Annotated in this window: 17 protein-coding genes and 1 tRNA gene; 12 read left to right on the forward strand and 6 right to left on the reverse strand. The window is 74.5% G+C overall.

The window, feature by feature from the left end:
* Positions 1-4 precede the first annotated feature (4 nt).
* Entirely contained in the window at positions 5-1,270 is a 1,266-nt protein-coding gene (locus CELF_RS04915; RefSeq protein ID WP_013770141.1) for an MFS transporter, read from the forward strand.
* Positions 1,271-1,279: 9 nt separating this feature from the next.
* Positions 1,280-2,404 carry a UDP-N-acetylmuramate dehydrogenase gene (locus CELF_RS04920; protein WP_013770142.1) on the forward strand — a complete coding sequence of 375 codons (1,125 nt, stop codon included), beginning with the start codon at positions 1,280-1,282 and terminating at the stop codon, positions 2,402-2,404.
* Between the two features lie 108 nt (positions 2,405-2,512).
* Here the strand turns inward: CELF_RS04920 and CELF_RS04925 are convergent, their stop codons facing one another.
* The 4 genes from CELF_RS04925 to CELF_RS04940 all read right to left on the reverse strand — a co-directional run bounded on the left by CELF_RS04925 (position 2,513) and on the right by CELF_RS04940 (position 7,192).
* The gene (locus CELF_RS04925; protein WP_041553349.1) at positions 2,513-3,553 is read right to left on the reverse strand and encodes an adenosine deaminase; all 1,041 of its coding nucleotides are present in this window, start codon (positions 3,551-3,553) and stop codon (positions 2,513-2,515) included.
* A 94-nt stretch (positions 3,554-3,647) separates the two neighbouring features.
* Entirely contained in the window at positions 3,648-4,325 is a 678-nt protein-coding gene (locus CELF_RS04930; RefSeq protein WP_013770144.1) for a response regulator transcription factor, read from the reverse strand.
* Entirely contained in the window at positions 4,322-5,851 is a 1,530-nt protein-coding gene (locus tag CELF_RS04935) for a sensor histidine kinase (protein WP_013770145.1), read from the reverse strand. Before CELF_RS04935 ends, CELF_RS04930 begins: the two co-directional genes overlap by 4 nt.
* A gap of 108 nt (positions 5,852-5,959) precedes the next feature.
* A complete protein-coding gene (locus tag CELF_RS04940) occupies positions 5,960-7,192 on the reverse strand; it encodes a pyridoxal phosphate-dependent aminotransferase (RefSeq protein ID WP_013770146.1) in 1,233 nt (410 codons plus the stop codon).
* A gap of 190 nt (positions 7,193-7,382) precedes the next feature.
* Here CELF_RS04940 and CELF_RS04945 point away from each other — a divergent pair.
* The 5 genes from CELF_RS04945 to rplA all read left to right on the forward strand — a co-directional run bounded on the left by CELF_RS04945 (position 7,383) and on the right by rplA (position 10,150).
* Positions 7,383-7,455: transfer RNA gene (locus CELF_RS04945), tRNA-Trp, on the forward strand.
* A gap of 126 nt (positions 7,456-7,581) precedes the next feature.
* Positions 7,582-7,845, forward strand: a complete 264-nt coding sequence (gene secE, locus CELF_RS04950) for a preprotein translocase subunit SecE (RefSeq protein WP_013770147.1) — start codon at positions 7,582-7,584, stop codon at positions 7,843-7,845.
* Between the two features lie 88 nt (positions 7,846-7,933).
* A complete protein-coding gene (gene nusG / locus CELF_RS04955) occupies positions 7,934-8,755 on the forward strand; it encodes a transcription termination/antitermination protein NusG (RefSeq protein ID WP_013770148.1) in 822 nt (273 codons plus the stop codon).
* A gap of 90 nt (positions 8,756-8,845) precedes the next feature.
* Complete coding sequence (gene rplK / locus CELF_RS04960) at positions 8,846-9,277, forward strand: 50S ribosomal protein L11 (RefSeq protein WP_013770149.1); 432 nt, start codon at positions 8,846-8,848, stop codon at positions 9,275-9,277.
* Positions 9,278-9,430: 153 nt separating this feature from the next.
* Positions 9,431-10,150: a 50S ribosomal protein L1 gene (rplA, locus tag CELF_RS04965; protein ID WP_013770150.1), complete on the forward strand. Its 720-nt coding sequence runs from the start codon at positions 9,431-9,433 to the stop codon at positions 10,148-10,150.
* Between the two features lie 80 nt (positions 10,151-10,230).
* Here rplA and CELF_RS04970 read toward each other — a convergent pair whose 3' ends face one another.
* Both CELF_RS04970 and CELF_RS19410 read right to left on the reverse strand, forming a co-directional pair.
* The gene (locus CELF_RS04970) at positions 10,231-11,298 is read right to left on the reverse strand and encodes a phosphotransferase family protein (RefSeq protein ID WP_013770151.1); all 1,068 of its coding nucleotides are present in this window, start codon (positions 11,296-11,298) and stop codon (positions 10,231-10,233) included.
* A gap of 43 nt (positions 11,299-11,341) precedes the next feature.
* Positions 11,342-13,198 carry a trypsin-like peptidase domain-containing protein gene (locus CELF_RS19410; RefSeq protein ID WP_013770152.1) on the reverse strand — a complete coding sequence of 619 codons (1,857 nt, stop codon included), beginning with the start codon at positions 13,196-13,198 and terminating at the stop codon, positions 11,342-11,344.
* A gap of 329 nt (positions 13,199-13,527) precedes the next feature.
* Here CELF_RS19410 and CELF_RS04980 point away from each other — a divergent pair, with 329 nt between their 5' ends.
* From CELF_RS04980 to rplL, 5 genes are all read left to right on the forward strand, one after another.
* Positions 13,528-14,154, forward strand: coding sequence for an RNA polymerase sigma factor (locus CELF_RS04980; protein WP_232014306.1), 627 nt, complete (start codon positions 13,528-13,530; stop codon positions 14,152-14,154).
* The gene (locus tag CELF_RS04985; RefSeq protein WP_013770154.1) at positions 14,151-14,654 is read left to right on the forward strand and encodes a carboxypeptidase regulatory-like domain-containing protein; all 504 of its coding nucleotides are present in this window, start codon (positions 14,151-14,153) and stop codon (positions 14,652-14,654) included. Before CELF_RS04980 ends, CELF_RS04985 begins: the two co-directional genes overlap by 4 nt.
* Before the next feature lie 5 nt (positions 14,655-14,659).
* Entirely contained in the window at positions 14,660-17,272 is a 2,613-nt protein-coding gene (locus tag CELF_RS04990; RefSeq protein WP_013770155.1) for a CHAT domain-containing protein, read from the forward strand.
* A gap of 237 nt (positions 17,273-17,509) precedes the next feature.
* The gene (gene rplJ, locus CELF_RS04995; RefSeq protein WP_013770156.1) at positions 17,510-18,040 is read left to right on the forward strand and encodes a 50S ribosomal protein L10; all 531 of its coding nucleotides are present in this window, start codon (positions 17,510-17,512) and stop codon (positions 18,038-18,040) included.
* A gap of 99 nt (positions 18,041-18,139) precedes the next feature.
* On the forward strand, positions 18,140-18,529 hold the full coding sequence (rplL, locus tag CELF_RS05000) for a 50S ribosomal protein L7/L12 (protein WP_013770157.1): 390 nt from the start codon (positions 18,140-18,142) through the stop codon (positions 18,527-18,529).
* The last annotated feature ends 54 nt before the right edge of the window (positions 18,530-18,583 follow it).

Below are 18,583 nucleotides of genomic sequence, written 5' to 3' on the forward strand. Positions count from 1 at the left end.
CACGATGCCCGCACCCGACCCCACCACCGCCGACGCCGCCGCACCGATCCGGCACGCGTCGCTCGCGGTCCTCGTCGTCTTCGTCCTCAACGGGTTCAACTTCGCGACGTGGGCGTCCCGCCTGCCCGCGATCCGCGACGGGCTCGACTTCACGCCCGAGAAGATGGGCCTCATGCTGCTCGTCGGGGCGGTGGGCTCGCTCGTCGCGCTGCCGCTGTCGGGCATGGTCGTCGAGCGCCTCGGTGCCCGGCGCACCGTCCTCGGGTTCGCGGTGCTCAACGCGTTCGGCCTCTCCCTCGCGGCCGTCGGCGTCGCCGTCGGGCAGGTGCTCGTCGTCGGCGTCGGCATGGTCCTGTACGGGATCGGCACCGGCGTGTGGGACGCCGCGATGAACCTCGAGGGCGCCGCCGTCGAGCAGCGCCTGGGCCGGACCGTCATGCCGCGCTACCACGCGGGCTTCTCGTTCGGCACCGTCGGCGCGGCCGGGCTGTCCGCGGCCATGGCGGCGCTCCACGTCCCCGTCGTCGTGCACGTGCCGGTCGCGGTCACGGCGTCGGTCGTCGTGGTCGCGTTCGCCGTCCGCCGCTTCCTGCCCGAGGGCCCCCACCACCCGCACAGCGCGGGGGAGTCGCACGCGCCGCGCGGTGCGCGCGGAGCCCTCGCCGCATGGCTCGAGCCGCGCACGCTGCTCATCGGGCTCGTCGTGCTCGCCGCGGCGCTCACCGAGGGGTCCGCGAACGACTGGGTGAGCCTCGCCGTCGTCGACGGGTTCGAGACCGGGCACGCCGTGGGCGCGCTCGCGTTCGGCGTGTTCGTCGCCGCGATGACCGCCATGCGCTGGTTCGGCACCGCGCTGCTCGACCGGTACGGACGCGTCGCGGTGCTGCGGCTCTGCGCCGTCCTCGCGATCGTCGGCCTGCTGGCGTTCGGCCTCGCGCCGACCCTGTGGCTCGCGCTGCTCGGCGTCGTCGCGTGGGGAGCCGGCGCGGCCCTCGGGTTCCCGGTCGGGATGAGCGCCGCCTCCGACGACCCGCTGCGTGCGGCCCAGCGGGTGAGCGTCGTCTCGACCATCGGCTACAGCGCCTTCCTCGCGGGCCCGCCGCTGCTCGGCCTGCTCGCGCAGCACGTCGGCTACCGCAACGCCCTGCTCGTCATCCTCGTGCCGGTCGTCCTGGGTCTGCTCGTCGTCAACGCCGCGGCGCCGCTGCCCGCGCCCGGCGCGGCGGCCGACGAGCCGGCGCCCGCCGGTCGCCCCGACGCCGCGGTCTAGCCTGGTCGCGTGCACCGGACGACCACCGCCCCCACCGTCCCGACGCCCGCCGCGGGCACGGGCCGCGCCCTCGCCGACCTCACGACCCTGCGCGTGGGCGGCCCCTCCGCCCGCTACGTCGAGACGACGACCGAGGCAGAGCTCGTCGACGCGGTGCGCGCCGCGGACGACGCGGGCGAGCCGCTGCTCGTCGTCGGCGGAGGCTCGAACCTGCTCGTCGCCGACGCGGGCTTCGACGGGGTCGTCGTCCGCGACACGCGCTCGGGCATCGAGGTGCCGGACCACTCGGCGTGCGCGGGCGTCACGTACACGGTGCCCTCGGGGACGCCGTGGGACCACGTCGTCGAGCACGCGGTCGCGCACCGCCTCGTCGGCGTCGAGGCGCTGTCCGGGATCCCGGGCTCCACCGGGGCGACACCCGTGCAGAACGTCGGCGCGTACGGCCAGGAGGTCTCCCAGACGATCTCGACGGTCCGCGTCTGGGACCGGGGCAGCGCCCGCGTCCGCACGCTCCCGCTCGTCGACCTGCGCTTCGGCTACCGCTCGTCGCTGCTCAAGCGCTCGATGCGCAGCACCGACCCGGCGGACCCCCGCGCGCCGTGGAGCCCGACCCCGCGCTACGTCGTGCTCGACGTGACGTTCCAGCTGCGGCAGGGCACGCTCACCCGCGCCGTCGAGTACCCCGAGCTCGCGCGCGCCCTCGGCGTCGCCGTGGGGGAGCGGGCGCCGATCACGGACGTGCGTGCCGCGGTCCTCGAGCTGCGGGCCCGCAAGGGCATGGTGCTCGACCCCGCGGACCACGACACGTGGAGCGCCGGGTCGTTCTTCACCAACCCCCTGCTCGACGCGCAGGCCGCGGCCGCCCTGCCCCCGGACGCGCCGCGGTTCGCGGCGGGCGACGGCCTGACCAAGACGAGCGCCGCCTGGCTCATCGAGCACGCGGGCTTCACCAAGGGCTTTGGCGGGCCGGGGCCCGCCGCGCTGTCGTCCAAGCACACGCTCGCGCTCACCAACCGGGGGGGAGCCCGAGCCGAGGACCTCGTCGTCCTCGCACGCGAGGTGCGCGACGGCGTGCGTGCCGCCTTCGGCGTCGAGCTCGAGGCCGAGCCGGTCCTGGTCGGCGTCCGCCTCTGACACCGAGCCGGCTCCGCGCCGGGCCACGGTCCTCGGCGTCGGTCTCGGCCGCCGCCCTGCCGGGCCGCTCCGCCCGGCCTCAGCGCGCCCGGCGGACCGCCTCGACGTTCAGGACGCCGCCGTGAGCCCCGGCTCCTGCGCAAGCCACGCGTCGACACCGCGCAGCAGGCGGGCCCGGACGTCGTCCGACGCGCGGCTCGCCTCGATCGAGGACCGCGCGAGGGCGGCCAGCTCGGCGTCGTCGAAGCCGTGCACCGTGCGCGCGGTCTCGTACTGGTCGAGCAGGCGGGACCGGAACAGCAGCGGGTCGTCCGCGCCGAGCGCGACGCGCGCGCCCGCCGCGACGAGCGCGCGCAGCGGCACGTCCTGGTCCGCGGGGTAGACGCCCAGCGAGACGTTCGACGCGGGGCACACCTCGAGCGCGACGCCCTCCGCGACCACGCGGTCGAGCACCCGGGGGTCCTCCGCGCTGCGGACGCCGTGCCCCAGCCGGTCGGGCCGCAGGTGCTCCAGCACCTCCTCGACGTGCGCGGGCCCCAGCAGCTCGCCGCCGTGCGGCACCGTCACCAGCCCCGCCCGCCGGGCGATCGCGAACGCGGCGCCGAACGCCTCGGTGTCGCCTCGGCGCTCGTCGTTCGACAGCCCGAACCCGACGACCTCGCCCGGGCCGTCGCCGGCGTGCCGCACCGCGAGCCGTGCGAGCGTCCGCGCGTCGAGCGGGTGCCGCATCCGCGACGCCGCGACCACCACGCCGACGTCCACGCCCGTCGCGGCGCTCGCCTCACGGGCCGCGTCGAGCACGATCTCCAGCGCGGGCGTCAGCCCGCCCACGAACGGCGCGTACGACGTCGGGTCGACCTGGATCTCAAGCCGGCCCGAACCCTCGGCCGCGTCGTCCTCGACCGCCTCCGCGACGACCCGGCGCATGTCGTCCTCGCCCCGCACGCACGCCCGCGCGGCGTCGTACAGGCGCTGGAACCGGAACCAGCCGCGTTCGTCGGCCGGGACGTGCAGCGGGTCGTCGTCGAGCAGCACCGCGGGCAGCCGGATGCCGTGCCGCGCCGCGAGGTCGGCGAGCGTCGACAGGCGCATCGAGCCCGTGAAGTGCAGGTGCAGGTGCGCCTTGGGCAGCCGGGCCAGGTCACGCATCGGCTCAGTGTGCCAGCCGCGCGGCACAGCACCCGCCGCGGCACCCGGCGACCCACGGCCCCCAGAGCCGCGCGGGTCGCCGGCCCGACCTCCGTCAGCCGGCCGTCGCGTCCACGAGGCGGTAGCCCACGCCCCGGACCGTGTCGAAGTGCTCCGCACCGACCTTGCGGCGCAGGTACCGCACGTACACGTCGACGACGTTCGAGCCCGGGTCGAAGTCGTACCCCCACACCTCCGACAGGAGCCGCTCGCGCGTCAGGACGTCGCCGGGGTGGCGCAGGAACGTCTCGGCGAGCGCGAACTCGCGGGCCGACAGGTCCACCTCGTGGCTGCCGACGCGCATCCGGCGCGTGCGCAGGTCCAGGTGCAGCGGCCCGTGCGTGAGCACCGTGACCTCCCCGGACGGCTGGGGCTGCTGCCGCAGCCGCAGCCGCACGCGCGCGAGCAGCTCCTCGAACCGGAAGGGCTTGGCCATGTAGTCGTCGGCGCCGGACTCGAGCCCCGTCACGGTGTCCGTCACCGACGACCGCGCGGTGAGCACGATCACCGGCAGGGCGTGCCCGGCGTCGCGCAGCCTCCGCAGCACCTGGAACCCGTCGAGGTCCGGCAGGCCGAGGTCGAGGATGAGCAGGTCGATGCCGCCCGCGCGCACGCGTGCGAGCGCCTGGTCGCCCGTCGTGACGGCCGTCGCGTCGTAGCCCGCGGTGCGCAGGCCCTTGGCGACGAACGCGGCGATCCGCTCCTCGTCCTCGGCGATCAGGATGTGCGTCATCGGTGCTCCGCGAGGTCGGGGAGGGGGATCGGTGCGGTGGTGGCACCGTCGACGAGGTCGACGGCCGGCAGGTCGAGGACGAACACGACACCGCACCGCTGCCCGCCCGGCGGGCGCTCGACCCGCGCCTGTCCGTGGTGCGCCTGGGCGATCGCGGCGACGATCGGCAGCCCCAGCCCGGCACCGTGCGACGAGCGGTCCGCGCGCCCGCGGTGGAAGCGCTCGAAGATCCGCTTCTCCTCCTCCGGCGGCACCCCGGGCCCCTCGTCGCGGACCCACAGCAGCAGGCGGTCGCCGACGACCTCGCTGCCGAGCCACACGGTCGAGGAGGGCGGCGAGAAGCGGTAGGCGTTGGCGAGCAGCTGCAGCCACGCCTGGGTGATGCGCTGCGCGTCGAGGCGCACCGTGACGTCCGCGCGGGACGAGACGAGCAGCCGCCGCTCGCCCAGCCCGCGCGCCTTGTCGTGCACGTCGTCGGTGAGCCGGCCGACGTCGGTGGGGGCGAGCCGCACGAAGTCCGGCCGTTCGGCCGTCGCGAGGATCATGAGGTCGTCGACGAGCCGGTGCATCCGGTCGAGCTCGTCGAGCGCGAGCGCCTGCGTGGCCCGCACGTCGTCGGGGTCGTCGGGGTCGAGCAGCTCGAGGTGCCCGCGCACGATCGTCAGCGGCGTCCGCAGCTCGTGCCCGACGTCGTCGAGGAGCTCGCGCTGCGACCCGAACGCCCGCTCGAGCCGGTCGAGCATCGCGTTGACGGTGTGCGCGAGGTCGCCGAGGTCGTCGTTGCTGCTGACCGTGATGCGCTCCGACAGGTCGGACTCCGTGACCCGGCGGGCGGTGTCGCGCAGCAGCCGGACCGGGTGGAGCATCCGACCGACGACGAACCACGCGGCGATCGAGATCGCGCCCAGCGCGAGGATGCCCACCGCCGAGTAGGTCCAGAACGTCGTCTGCAGCGCACGCATCTCCGCGCTGCGGTCGAACGCGACGACGAACAGCCCGAGCGTCGGGTCGTGCTGGATGCCGACCGGCGCGGCCATGAGCCGGTACTCCGTCACGTCGGTCCGGAACGTCTCGACGTGGGTCGTCGTGGTCGTCAGGGACAGCCGGGCGAGGTGCGCGACGAGCTCCTCGTCGGCGTCGAGGCGCAGCGCGTGGGTCTCCTTGGCCGCCGTCCAGCTGAGCCGGTCGCCCTGCAGGGTGATGACGCCCTCGTTCTTGCCGGGCACGCGGTTGCGGACGGCGGCGTTGAGCAGCCCGTCGACGTCCGTGAACTGCTGCTCGGTGCGCGGGTCGGGCTCGGACTCGACCTTCCGCAGGGCCGCGACGGCGCGGGTCAGCGAGTTGTCGATGCGGGCGTCGGTCTCGCGCGACTGCAGCCAGAACGCGGTCGCTCCCGCGATGAGGACCGTGAGCGCCGCCAGCACGATGACCGACGCGAGGATCCGCACCCGGACCGTGAGGCGCCGGCGTCCGCGTGCGCGGACGGGAGCGCTCCCGGCGGCGGTGCGTGGCTCGTCCGGACGCATGGCCGACAGTATGGACCGGGACAGGTCGGACCTGCAGCCCGCCCTCACAGGCCCGGACGACGGCCGCTGCGAGCCGTCAGCGCGCCGCGGCGTCGGCCGGCGCGGGCGTCAGCGCGCCTCGGCGAGCAGCGACTGGATCCGCCCGACACCCTCGACGAGGTCCGCGTCGGACAGCGCGTACGACAGCCGCAGGTACCCGCTGGGCCCGAAGGCCTCGCCGGGCACGACCGCGACCTCGACCTCGTCGAGGATCAGGCTCGCGAGCTCGGCCGACGTGCGCGGCGTGACCCCGCGGATCGTGCGCCCGAGCAGACCCTCGACCGAGGGGTAGGCGTAGAACGCGCCCTGCGGCGCAGGGATCTGGACGCCGTCGATGACCGAGAGCATCTCGACCATCGTGCGGCGGCGCCGGTCGAAGGCCGAGCGCATCTCCTCGACGGCGGACAGGTCGCCGGTCAGCGCGGTGATCGCCGCGCGCTGCGACACGTTGGCCACGTTGGACGTCAGGTGCGACTGCAGGTTGGTGGCTCCCTTGATGACGTCGCGCGGGCCGATCATCCAGCCGACGCGCCAGCCCGTCATCGCGTACGTCTTCGCGACGCCGTTGAGGACGACGGTCGTGTCGGCGAGCTCGGGGACGACGCGCACGACGGGCGTGAACACCGCGTGGTCGTAGGTGAGGTGCTCGTAGATCTCGTCGGTGACGACCCAGATGCCGTGCTCGAGCGCCCAGCGGCCGATCGCGGCGGTCTGCTCGGGGGAGTACACCGCACCCGTCGGGTTGGACGGCGAGTTGAACAGCAGCACCTTGGTCCGCGGCGTGCGGGCCGCCTCGAGCTGCTCGACCGACACCAGGTAGCCCTGCTCGACGCCCGCGAACACCTCGACCGGGACGCCGCCCGCGAGCCGGATCGCCTCGGGGTAGGTCGTCCAGTACGGCGCGGGCAGCAGCACCTCGTCGCCCGGGTCGAGCAGCGCGGCGAACGCCTGGAAGACCGCCTGCTTGCCGCCGTTGGTGACGAGCACGTCCGCGGGGCTCACCTCGTAGCCGGAGTCGCGCAGCGTCTTGGCGGCGATGGCCTCGCGCAGCGCGGGCAGGCCGGCCGCGGGGGTGTACCGGTGGTTGGCGGGGTCCTGCGCGGCGGCGACGGCGGCGTCGACGATGTAGGCGGGCGTCGGGAAGTCCGGCTCGCCTGCGCCGAACCCGACGACCGGCCGGCCGGCGGCCTTGAGGGCCTTGGCCTTCGCGTCGACCGCGAGCGTCGCCGACTCGGCGATCGCGGCGACACGGGCGGACACGCGGGGGCGGGGGGTCGAGGTCTGCTCGCTCACGGCCCCCATAGTGGCAGAGGTCACGCGGGCGTGGCTCGGCCTTCCGGCCCGGGAGACGCCCGTGCGGCGGCGCGGTTCGACCCACGGCCCGGCGTCGCGTACAGTGGTCCCCCGGCGGTTGACCTCCGCGATGATGCGCCGTGCCCGCAGATGTCGTGACAGATGCGGGTTCGGGTGTCGAGCGGGGTCGGGTCGCCGTAGGGCAGTGGCGCAATTGGTAGCGCAGCGGTCTCCAAAACCGCAGGTTGCAGGTTCGAGTCCTGTCTGCCCTGCGCACGTGTCCGGCTCCAGGCCGGGCGCGAGCAGGATCGCCGGACGGTCCGGCGCGTCGCGTCGGCCGTCCCCACCCACCGGGTCCGCACGGCCCCGGTGGCCACCACGAGACACAGGGGCCTGACGTGAGCGAAACCGCACCCGCCGCGGCGTCCGACGCGCGCTCGCCCAAGTCCGTCAAGGACGAGAAGAAGCGCGGGCTGTTCGCGCGCATCGCGCTCTTCTGGCGCCAGGTCGTCGCCGAGCTCAAGAAGGTCGTCCGCCCCACCCGCTCCGACCTCATCACGTACACGACGGTCGTCCTCGTGTTCGTCGCGGTCGTGATGGCCTTCGTCACGGTGGTCGACCTCGGCATCGGCAAGCTGACCTTCTGGGTCTTCGGGGGCTGACCGCCCCGCGGCCGGGTGGCCGCCGCGCGGTGGAGAGGTCCGCCGCACCGCCCGCAAGCCCCGCACGCTGGAGAAAGCAGGTTCGCACGTGTCGCACGAGTCGCAGGAGCCCACCCCGGGTGCCGAGACGGAGCTCGAGGACGCCCTCGCGTCGGTCGAGGCGGTCGAGGGCACCGCGGGTGACGAGGTCGCTCCGGCCGACGACGACGCGACCGTCGAGGTCGACGCCGCCGAGGTCGACGCCGAGCCCGCCGACGAGACCGACGGCGTCGAGGACGAGGCCGTCGAGGACGAGGGCCCGGACCCCGACGAGGACCCGGTCGCGGCGTTCAAGGCGCAGCTGCGCCGGCAGCCCGGCGACTGGTACGTCATCCACTCGTACGCCGGCTACGAGAACCGCGTGAAGGCGAACCTCGAGAACCGCACGCAGAGCCTCAACATGGAGGACTTCATCTACCAGGTGGAGGTCCCCATGGAGGAGGTCGTCGAGATCAAGAACGCGCAGCGCAAGGTCGTCAAGCGCGTCCGGATCCCCGGCTACGTCCTCGTCCGCATGGAGATGACCGACGAGTCGTGGGGCGCCGTGCGTCACACGCCGGGCGTCACGTCGTTCGTCGGCCACACGCACCAGCCGGTGCCGCTCACGCACGACGAGGTCTTCTCGATGCTCGCGCCGTCGCTGCAGGCCAAGGCCCCCGCGACCGCGGCCGCCGCGACTAAGAGCGCCGCGCAGATCCAGGTCGACTTCACGGTCGGCGAGTCGGTCACCGTCACGGACGGCCCGTTCGACACGCTGCCCGCGACGATCTCCGAGATCAACGCCGAGAACCAGAAGCTCAAGGTGCTCGTCTCGATCTTCGGCCGGGAGACCCCGGTCGAGCTGTCGTTCAGCCAGGTCGCCAAGATCTGACGCTGACGCTGTCGCCCCGCACCGTGGGGCGGCACTGCAACCGGGTCATCGCCCACGGCGTCGGCCCACGAACAAGAGAGGGACGGCTTCATGCCCCCCAAGAAGAAGGTCACCGGCCTGATCAAGCTCCAGATCAAGGCCGGCGCCGCGACGCCCGCGCCGCCGATCGGTCCGGCGCTGGGTCAGCACGGCGTCAACATCATGGAGTTCTGCAAGGCGTACAACGCGGCCACCGAGGCGCAGCGCGGCAACGTCATCCCCGTCGAGATCACGGTGTACGAGGACCGCTCGTTCACCTTCATCACGAAGACGCCGCCGGCCGCCGAGCTGATCAAGAAGGCCGCCGGGGTCGCCAAGGGCTCCCCGACGCCGCACACGGTCAAGGTCGCGACGCTGACGGCCGAGCAGGTGCGCGAGATCGCGAGCACCAAGCTCGAGGACCTCAACGCGAACGACCTCGCCGCGGCGGAGAAGATCATCGCCGGGACGGCCCGCTCCATGGGCATCAAGGTCGAGGGCTGACCGAGCGCGAGCTCGGGGGCTGACGTCCTCACCCCGCCGGTCGGCGTCCGCGCCGACCGGCACCCCACGTCCGAGACCTCGTGACGTGTCGAAGTGCAGTGGCAGGGCCCTGTGCGGCCCGACGGACCACGACTGCTGAGAAGAGAGAAGCAGATGGCGAAGCACAGCAAGGCGTACCGCAACGCCGCCGAGAAGATCGAGGCCGGGCGCATCTACAGCCCGCTCGAGGCCGTCCGGCTGGCGCAGGCGACGTCGACCACGAAGTACGACGCGACCGTCGAGGTCGTCTTCCGCCTCGGTGTCGACCCGCGCAAGGCGGACCAGATGGTCCGTGGCACGGTCAACCTGCCGCACGGCACGGGCAAGACCGCGCGCGTCCTGGTCTTCGCGACCGGTGAGCGCGCCGAGCAGGCCCGCGCGGCCGGCGCCGACGAGGTCGGTGGCGACGAGCTGATCGAGAAGGTGGCCGCCGGCTACACCGACTTCGACTCGGCCGTGGCGACCCCGGACCTCATGGGCAAGGTCGGCCGCCTGGGCAAGGTCCTGGGTCCGCGTGGCCTCATGCCGAACCCGAAGACCGGCACCGTGACGATGGACGTGGCCAAGGCCGTGTCCGACATCAAGGGCGGCAAGATCGAGTTCCGCGTGGACCGTCACGCGAACCTGCACTTCATCATCGGCAAGACGTCGTTCTCCGAGACCAACCTGGTGGAGAACTACGCCGCGGCGCTCGAGGAGATCCTGCGTCTCAAGCCGTCTGCGTCGAAGGGCCGCTACATCACGAAGGCCACGATCTCCACGACGAACGGCCCCGGCATCCTGCTCGACCAGAACAAGACCCGGAACCTGACGTCCGAGGACGACGCCGCCTGACGCGTCCCTCGCACGACGAAGGCCCGATCCCCCCTGCGGATCGGGCCTTCGTCGTTCCGGGCGACGTGCCGCCGCGGACGTCAGGACGAGCGCGTCGCCGACGACGCCGGACGGGTCCGGGCGACGAGCTCGAGCGGTCGCTGCCACAGCCCGACGAGCCACGCGCGCTCCTCGTCCGTGGGCTCCGCGCCGAGGGTGAGCTGCGCGGTCCACTCGACCGCGGAGCTCAGCGTGCGGGCCACGGCGGTCGCGCGCGTCGGGAGCGCGTCCCCGCCGAGCTCGCGGTACTGCGCGACGAAGCTCGCCACCGGGTCCAGCCCCCACGCGGGGTCGAGCGCCGGACCGAGCGCGAGCGCGAGCCAGTCGAGCGCGGTCGCGACGTCCCACCGCGGGTCGCCGCGTCCGCTGCGGTGCGCCGGCGCGGGAGGGAGCGTCCCGTCGGGCGACGACCGGTCCGCCACGCCGAGGAGCACCGCCCGCGCGACGCCGCGGCTGCGGGTCACCACGACCTCGTCGCCGGTCGCGTCGCCGTGGGTCCACTGGACCGCTGACCAGGACCGCCGTGCCTCGTCGACCGCCCGCAGCACGCCCGGGTGGGCACGTGCGGCCCACACCGGTCCGACGTCGCCGGGCAGGTCGGCGAGCCACCGTGGCAGCGGCTCGCGCAGCACCCACGGCAGCTCGGCGAGCGGGACGGCCGAGGTCAGCGGCGTGCGGTGCAGCCGCACGAGCGCCGCACCCCACGCGGACAGGAGCTGGCGCAGCTCCACCCGCAGGCTCGGGAGCGGCCCGTGGTCGTGCATCGCGGCCGCCACCTCCTCGAGCTCGCGCACGAGCGACCGTGCGACCGGTACCTCGGCGTGCGCCCCCTCCCGGTGGCGCGCGTCCGACGTGACCTGGCCCGTGGGGGCGGCCGCGGGTGCGACCGCCCCCACGGGACGGGGCGACGCCGGCAGCGTCGTCACCGTCGCGGTCGTCGCGTGCCCCGCCGACACGGCGCGGTGCACGGTCGGGACGGGAGCCGTCGGCGCCAGACCGGCCGTCTCCGGAGATCCGGCGGCGGCGTGCCGGCCGGTGCTCGGACGCAGCGCGATGACGCGGGCGAGCGGGGCGCGGTCGACGCCGTGCGGTTCGGCCAGGACGGTCATGGTCGGGGCTCCTCGTGTGCTCGTCGGTCGTCGGCGGTGCCGGCTACCGCGCCCGACCCTGCACGACGGCGGTGACATAGCCGGCCCAGAACGCCTCCCGGCGGCTGCGCGCGGCAGCGGCGCGGGCGCGTGCGACGAGGGCCGCCGCGTTCTGCCGGCCGTGCACCTGCGCGTACGCCTGCAGCAGCGCCTCGGTGAAGGGCTCGGTGAAGGGCTCGGTGAACGGTTCGGTGAACGGCTCGGTGAAGGGCTCCGTGAACGGTTCCGTGAACGGCTCGGTGAACGGGTTCGCGCCGAGCGCCTCGGTGAAGGGCTCGGTGAAGGGTTCGGTGAACGGTTCGGTGAACGGTTCCGTGAAGGGTTCGGTGAACGGGTTCGCGCCGAGCGCCTCGGTGAAGGGCTCGGTGAAGGGCTCGGTGAACGGTTCGGTGAACGGCTCGGTGAAGGGTTCGGTGAACGGGTTCGCGCCGAGCGCCTCGGTGAAGGGCTCGGTGAAGGGTTCGGTGAACGGTTCGGTGAACGGCTCGGTGAAGGGTTCGGTGAACGGGTTCGCGCCGAGCGCCTCGGTGAAGGGCTCGGTGAACGGTTCGGTGAACGGCTCCGTGAAGGGCTCGGTGAACGGCTGCGCGGCCGCGCCCAGACGGTGCTCGCGGACCCCGGCACCGCCGTCACGGACGTCGGGACCCGCGGGTGTGCCGGTCGGCCGAGGCGCCGTGACGCGTCCGCCGCCCGCGGGGGCCGACGGACGCTGCCCGGCGGGACGGCGTCGCCGCCGCGCGCGGTAGGCGGCGGACACGGGCGGGAACAGGCCGCCTGCGGCGCTCGCGCCGGAGAGGGCCTGCGCCTGCGCAGCGCGCCCTGCCGCGGCGACCCGTGCGCGGGCGGCGCGGACGGTCGCGGGGGTCGCGACGTCGACACCGAGGGTGCCGAGCACCGCGTCGATGGGGTTCGCGACGGAGTAGGAGCCGTCGTGCTCGCCGGCCCACAGCAGCCCGACGACCTTGCCGTCCTCGTCGACCACGGCGGACCCGGAGTCCCCGCCGGCGGAGAAGGACGTCTGACCGGGCTCGGGCTCGATGCGGATCTGGTCGCGCAGCGTGCGCCAGCCGATGCCGGGGCCGAAGTCGACGGACGTGGTGAAGTCGGTCGAGACGACGCGACCGGTGCGCAGTCCCGTGGTGCGGCCGTGCTTGCGGACGAGCGTGCCGTCGACGGCGTCCGCGGAGCCGGTCACGGCGCCGATGCCGACGATCCCCGGGACCCAGCGGGCGCCGGGCACGAGCGCGACGAGCGCGGCGTCGATGCGGTCGGTGAGGGCGCCGCGCACGAGCACGCCGACCTGGTCGCGGGGGCCGCCGCCGTCGGCGCGGGCGGGCTGCACCCACCGGCTGCCGACGTCCTCGAGCCCGTCGCCGGCGGCGACGTGCCAGTTGGTGAGCGCGAGCGCCCGGCCGGTGTGACGCTCGGTGACGACGACGCCGAGCGTGCCGTTGACGGTGCGCAGCTCGGCGGACGACGCGCCCTGGATCGTCACGGGGTCGACGGGGCCGATGCTGACGCCGCCGGCGAGCGGGCGGACGCGCCCGCGCATGAGCGTGGTCGGCGTCCCCTCGACGGTCGCCTCCTGGTGCAGCACGACGCGGTGCTCGACGACGTCGGTCGGCACGCCGTCGATGCTCGCGGGGATGCGCTGGTCGTCCGGCAGGTCGGCCGCGTCGAGCTTGCGGGCGACGTGCACGACGATCGCCTGACGGCCCGTGGGGCGGCCGTCGGACCACTTCTCGCCGATGTCGACCCCCACGACGCCGGGGCGGGCGATGAGCGCGTCCTCGTGGCCGCGCTTCGTGGGACGGATCTGGTCCCGGCTCAGGGGCTCGGGCGCGCTGTCCTGCTCGGTCATGTCCTGCGTCTCCTCGGATGGTCGAGAACCACGGTCCGCCGCTGACCGGGACGCGGCCCGACGAGCGGGCTGCACAGGGGGTCGGTCGGGCGGGTGCTGGCGAGGAGCCGTCGGGAGCGGCCCAGATACACGTCGCAGCAGGTTTCTTCCCGGCGCGTGTATCTGGAGCGGTCGGGACGGCTCCTGTCCGTCGACCCCGGCACGGGGGAGCGGCGTCCGCAGGCGCGCGCCGATCGTCCGCCCGTGTCCTCCTTGTCGGGGTTGTCAGGGCCGCCCTACTGTGTCAGGGGCGCGGCCGCCCGACGAGGCCAGCCTGTGAGGGGTCCATGATGAGTGACGACCTGGTGGAGCCGGTGGATGCCGCGCTTCGCGAGGGTGAGGGGCTGGCCGACCAGGCTGCCCGTGCGGTGGTCGCCTACCGCGAGGGGGACCGGGCGCCGCTCGCCGCGCTGGTGCAGGTCATGACGCCGTTGCTGTGGCACACGGTCCGCGCCCAGGGCGTGGACGCGGAGCAGGCGCAGGACCTGGTGCAGAACGTGTGGCTCACGCTCGTGCGGGACATCGAGTCCATCCGCGACCCGCGCGCGACGCTCCAGTGGATGCTGGTGACGGCGAAGCGCGCGGCGTGGCGGGCCGTGCGACGCACGCGGGAGGACCTCGTCCGGCACGAGCACGACGAGCACGTGACGGACTGGCTGTCGGCCCCGGCCGACGACCGGCCGGACACCGTCGCGCTCCGTTCGGAGCGGGACCGGGTGCTGTGGGAGCACGTCGCGAGCCTGCCGGACCGCTGCCGGCGTCTGCTCGGGCTGGTGGCGCTCGTGGACCGGCCGGACTACACGGTCGTGTCACGGGCGCTCGGCATGCCGGTCGGGAGCATCGGCCCGACCCGCGGCCGTTGCCTCGCCAAGCTCCGCCTCGCCCTGTCCGACGACCCCGCCTGGAGCCTGTCATGAGCACCGACGAGAGCACCCTCGCCATGGTGGCGGCCGGTCCCCTGGACGTCGCGGACCTCGAGATCCTCACCCGTCTCGCGGCTCTCGTGGACACCTCGGACCCGGTGCCTGCGGGCCTCGTGGACCGGATCGGCATGGCACTGACGATCGAGGCCCTGCACGCCGAGCTCGCCGAGCTGCACCTCGTCGGTGACCCGGCGCTCGCGGTCCGCGCCGACGAGACGAGCATCGAGGCCGGCACGATCACGTTCACGACGGACGTGCTGACCGTGATGATCTCGGTCCACCCGGAGGCGGGTCGCGTGCGCGTCGACGGCTGGGCGGCCCCGGCCGCGGAGCTCGCGGTGGAGCTGCACCAGTCGGGTGACGTGACGACGGTGACGTCGGACGTCGACGGCCGGTTCTCGTTCTCCGAGGTCGAGCGGGGCCCGGCGCGCCTGGTCCTGCGACGCCCGTCGGACCCGCGGGTCCCGATCGTGACACCGCAGATCGAGCTGTAGCGCAGATGTCGGAGCAGGGCGGCCCGGCGGCGGCCGGGCCGCCCTCCCTCGTCGTCCTCGGAGAGGCGCTGGCGCGCGCCGAGACCGAGAACGCCGAGGGGAGGCCGACGCGTGCCCGCCGACGGCTGCGCCCGCTCCTGCACGAGCTGTCGGGGCTGACACGCAGCCCGGACGTGGCCCGGCTGCGCGGGCGCGCGCTGGTCGAGCTCGCGAAGGCGGACTTCGAGACGCGGGGGGCACCGGGCCCTGCGCTCGACGAGCTCGACGCGATGCTCGTGGAGCACGAGCGCGACCCGGTGCGCGGCTGGCCGGGCCTGGTCCCGGCGGTCGCGGGGCTGCGCGGACTGCTGGCGTTGCGTGCGGGCCGTCAGCACGAGGCGCTGCACTGGCTGGACGAGGCGGTCGCGTCGATCGACGACGCCGACCCCATCGACGCGTGCCGCGTGCTGCTCAACCGGGGTGTGCTGCACACGGACATGCACCACGTCGCGCTGTCCCGCGCGGACTACGCGGAGTGCGCGCGCCGCGCGCGCCGGGCGGGGTTCGAGCTGCTGACGTTCAAGGCGGAGCACAACCTCGGCTACCTGGACTTCGTCGCGGGGAACCTGCCGGAGGCGCTGGCCCGGATGGAGGCGGCGGCACGCATCCTGCCCGGACCGCCGCGCCCGACGGCCCTGCTCGACCGTGCCCGCGTGCTGCTGGAGGCGGGCCTGGTCGGGGTCGCGGACCAGACGCTCGAGCAGGCGGCGGCGCTGTTCGAGCAGCACCGCCGCGTGCGGGACGTCGCGGAGTGCGAGCTGGGCCGCGCGGAGTGCGCGCTGCTGCGCGGCGACGTCGTCGCGGCTCGTGGGTTCGCGGCGTCGGCCGCGCGCCGGTTCCGCCGCCGCCGGGAGGACGCGTGGGTCGTGCGGGCCGACCTGCTCGCGCTGCAGGTGGACGCGGTCGCGTTCGCGCAGGCGCCGGCGGACGACCCGCGCACGCGCGCGCTGTGGGCGGGGCTCGCGCGGCGCGCGGCGCGGCTCGAGGCGACGTGCCGGGCGACGGGCCGCACGGGCTGGGAGGTCGGGGCGGCGTACGTGCGGATCGAGGCGGACCTGGCCCGGGGGGCGCTGGACGCGCCGGGCGTGCTGCTGGACGAGCTGGGCACGGTGCGGGGGAGCGACCCGATCGCGGTGCGGCTGCACGGCCGCTGGCTGCGCGCCAAGCTCGCGCTCGCGGCGGGCGAGCGGTCGCGGGCCGTGCGGTTCGTGCACGCGGGTCAGCGGGACCTGGCGCTGCACCGCTCGCGGTTCGGCTCCCTGGACCTGCGGACGGCGGGTGCGGTGCACGGGCGTGCGCTGGCGTCCCTCGACATCGAGCTCGCGCTCGCGACGGGCCGGCCGGCGGCGGTGCTGGACGCGGCCGAGCGGGTGCGCGCGGTGATCGGCGGCACCCCGCGCGTCAACCCGCCGAGCGACCCGGAGTCCGCGGCCCTGCTGTCGCAGCTGCGGCGGCTCATCGACGACTCGCGCGGCGTGATCGGCCGCGCGAGCGCGGACCCGGTGCGCTCGCGGGCGTTCCGGGAGGCGCAGCGGCTCAAGCACGAGATCCTCGCCCGCTCGTGGCACGAGCGGGGACAGGCGGGCGACGAGCGTCCCGGGCGCGCGGCGGACGTGCGCCGCGTGCTCGCGGCACGGCCGGGCAGCGTCCTGGTCGACATCGGGGTGCACGGGGGCCGGCTCCTCGCGGTGACGTTCTCGGCGCGAGGCGCGGTCCTGCACGAGCTGGGGGAGGCGTCCGACGTCGCCGAGCTCGTGCGGCGCGTGCACGCGGACCTCGAGGTGACGGCGAACCCCCTGGTCCCGGCCGAGCTGCGCGACGTGGCGCACCGGTCCCTCGCGCACGGCACGGCGTCGCTCGAGTCCCGCCTGGCGCCGGTGCTGGACGCGCCGGACGAGCTGGTGGTCGTGGCGACGGGCTGGCTGGGGGCGCTGCCGTGGTCGATGCTCGGCCCGCGTCGGGGCCGAGCGACGGTGGTCGCCCCGTCGGTGCACCACTGGGCCCGGTACGCGGGGACGGCGCCGGAGGTGCCCGAGCAGGTCACGGCGGTCGCGGGACCGGGCCTGCGGCACGCCGACGACGAGGCGCGCGAGGTCGGGGCCGCGTGGCCGCAGGGCCGGTCGGTCGTGGGCGCGGACGCGACGGTCGCGCGGATGATCGAGCTGCTCGGGTCGCCGGGGATCGTCCACCTCGCGGCGCACGGCCGGCACGAGCCGGACAACCCGCTGTTCTCGTCGGTGCGCCTGGCGGACGGCCCGCTGTTCGCGCACGAGCTCGACGCGGGGGGCCGCACGCCGGACCTGGTGGTGCTCTCGTCGTGCGAGGTGGGCCGCGCGAGCGTGCGTGCGGGCGGTGAGGCCCTGGGCATGGCGAGCGTGCTGCTGCGCCGGGGCGTGGGCTGCGTCGTCGCGGCGATCGCCCCGCTGCCGGACGAGACGGCGATGCGTGTCATGACGCACGTGCACGCGCTGCTGCGCGACGGCGTCCCGGTGGCGCGCGCGGTCGCGGCGGCGGTCGAGAGGGACGCGCAGCGCACGGGGGAGGTCGCACCGCTGATGTGCTTCGGCGCACCGGTCTGAGGCGCGATTTGGGCCCGCGGCGGGCGTGCCGTAGTCTTGTGGGGCCCAAGACCGCCGGTCGTCGGCGTCGCGTTCCGTGACCTCGACCGAAGTCCCGCAGCAGCGGAGGCCAGCGCAGGTGAGAGTTCCCGGACGGAACGGCCACGCCGATCCCGATGTCGAGCCCCGCGCCTGCGCGGGGCTCTTTCTTTTGTGCGGGACCTGGACACCGGCGGCACCACCATCGGAAGGATTGCCATGGCGAGGCCGGACAAGGCAGCCGCTGTCGCAGAGCTCACGGACCGGTTCCGTGAGTCCAACGCGGCCGTGCTGACCGAGTACCGCGGGCTCACCGTCGCGCAGCTCAAGACTCTGCGCAAGGCGCTCAGCGGCAACGCAACCTACGCCGTGGTGAAGAACACGCTGACCGCGATCGCGGCCAAGGACGCCGGCCTGACGGGCCTCGACGACGCGCTTGCGGGCCCGTCGGCGATCGCTTTCGTCACCGGCGACCCGGTCGAGGCCGCGAAGGGTCTGCGTGACTTCGCCAAGGCGAACCCCGCACTGGTCATCAAGGGCGGTGTCCTCGAGGGACGCGCCCTGACCGCTGCGGAGGTCACGAAGCTCGCGGACCTCGAGTCCCGCGAGGTGCTCCTGGCCAAGGCGGCCGGTGCGATGAAGGCGAAGCTCTACCAGGCTGCGTACGTCTTCACCGCGAACACCGCCCAGGCCGCCCGTGTCATCGATGCCCTGCGTCAGAAGCAGGAGTCGGAAGGCGCTGCCGCCTGACCGTCCCGGTCCCCGGGGCGGCCTCGCGTCGCGCACACCCCCACATCTGCTTCGGCAGCCGCAGCGGCTGACCGGGCACCCGACGAAAGGAACGCCATCATGGCGAAGCTCAGCACCGACGAGCTCATCGAGCAGTTCAAGGGCCTCACCCTCATCGAGCTCTCCGAGTTCGTGAAGGCCTTCGAGGAGGTCTTCGAGGTCACCGCCGCCGCCCCCGTCGCCGTCGCGGCCCCCGCCGCCGGTGGTGGCGCGGCCGAGGTCGAGGCCGAGGAGGAGAAGGACTCGTTCGACGTCGTCCTCGAGGCCGCCGGTGACAAGAAGATCCAGGTCATCAAGGAGGTGCGCGCCCTCACGTCCCTCGGCCTGAAGGAGGCCAAGGACCTGGTGGACGAGGCCCCCAAGGCCGTCCTGGAGGGTGTCAACAAGGAGGCCGCCGAGAAGGCGAAGGCGCAGCTCGAGGGCGCCGGCGCCACGGTCACCCTCAAGTGATCTGACTCCGGCGGCCCTGGGCTGCCGGAGGCGCTCCGCACGAAGGCCGCATCC

Source organism: Cellulomonas fimi ATCC 484, assembly GCF_000212695.1.
GTDB classification, from domain to species: domain Bacteria; phylum Actinomycetota; class Actinomycetes; order Actinomycetales; family Cellulomonadaceae; genus Cellulomonas; species Cellulomonas fimi.

What these genes read in the sequence shown, in the direction of transcription:
- rplK (WP_013770149.1), top strand. Translation starts at nt 8,846, where the DNA reads ATGCCCCCCAAGAAGAAGGTCACCGGCCTGATCAAGCTCCAGATCAAG.
- rplJ (WP_013770156.1), top strand. Translation starts at nt 17,510, where the DNA reads ATGGCGAGGCCGGACAAGGCAGCCGCTGTCGCAGAGCTCACGGACCGG.
- CELF_RS04980 (WP_232014306.1), top strand. Translation starts at nt 13,528, where the DNA reads ATGAGTGACGACCTGGTGGAGCCGGTGGATGCCGCGCTTCGCGAGGGT.
- rplA (WP_013770150.1), top strand. Translation starts at nt 9,431, where the DNA reads ATGGCGAAGCACAGCAAGGCGTACCGCAACGCCGCCGAGAAGATCGAG.
- CELF_RS04915 (WP_013770141.1), top strand. Translation starts at nt 5, where the DNA reads ATGCCCGCACCCGACCCCACCACCGCCGACGCCGCCGCACCGATCCGG.
- CELF_RS04930 (WP_013770144.1), bottom strand. Translation starts at nt 4,325, where the DNA reads ATGACGCACATCCTGATCGCCGAGGACGAGGAGCGGATCGCCGCGTTC.
- CELF_RS04990 (WP_013770155.1), top strand. Translation starts at nt 14,660, where the DNA reads ATGTCGGAGCAGGGCGGCCCGGCGGCGGCCGGGCCGCCCTCCCTCGTC.
- CELF_RS04970 (WP_013770151.1), bottom strand. Translation starts at nt 11,298, where the DNA reads ATGACCGTCCTGGCCGAACCGCACGGCGTCGACCGCGCCCCGCTCGCC.
- CELF_RS04925 (WP_041553349.1), bottom strand. Translation starts at nt 3,553, where the DNA reads ATGCGTGACCTGGCCCGGCTGCCCAAGGCGCACCTGCACCTGCACTTC.
- CELF_RS19410 (WP_013770152.1), bottom strand. Translation starts at nt 13,198, where the DNA reads ATGACCGAGCAGGACAGCGCGCCCGAGCCCCTGAGCCGGGACCAGATC.
- CELF_RS04940 (WP_013770146.1), bottom strand. Translation starts at nt 7,192, where the DNA reads ATGGGGGCCGTGAGCGAGCAGACCTCGACCCCCCGCCCCCGCGTGTCC.
- CELF_RS04935 (WP_013770145.1), bottom strand. Translation starts at nt 5,851, where the DNA reads ATGCGTCCGGACGAGCCACGCACCGCCGCCGGGAGCGCTCCCGTCCGC.
- rplL (WP_013770157.1), top strand. Translation starts at nt 18,140, where the DNA reads ATGGCGAAGCTCAGCACCGACGAGCTCATCGAGCAGTTCAAGGGCCTC.
- CELF_RS04985 (WP_013770154.1), top strand. Translation starts at nt 14,151, where the DNA reads ATGAGCACCGACGAGAGCACCCTCGCCATGGTGGCGGCCGGTCCCCTG.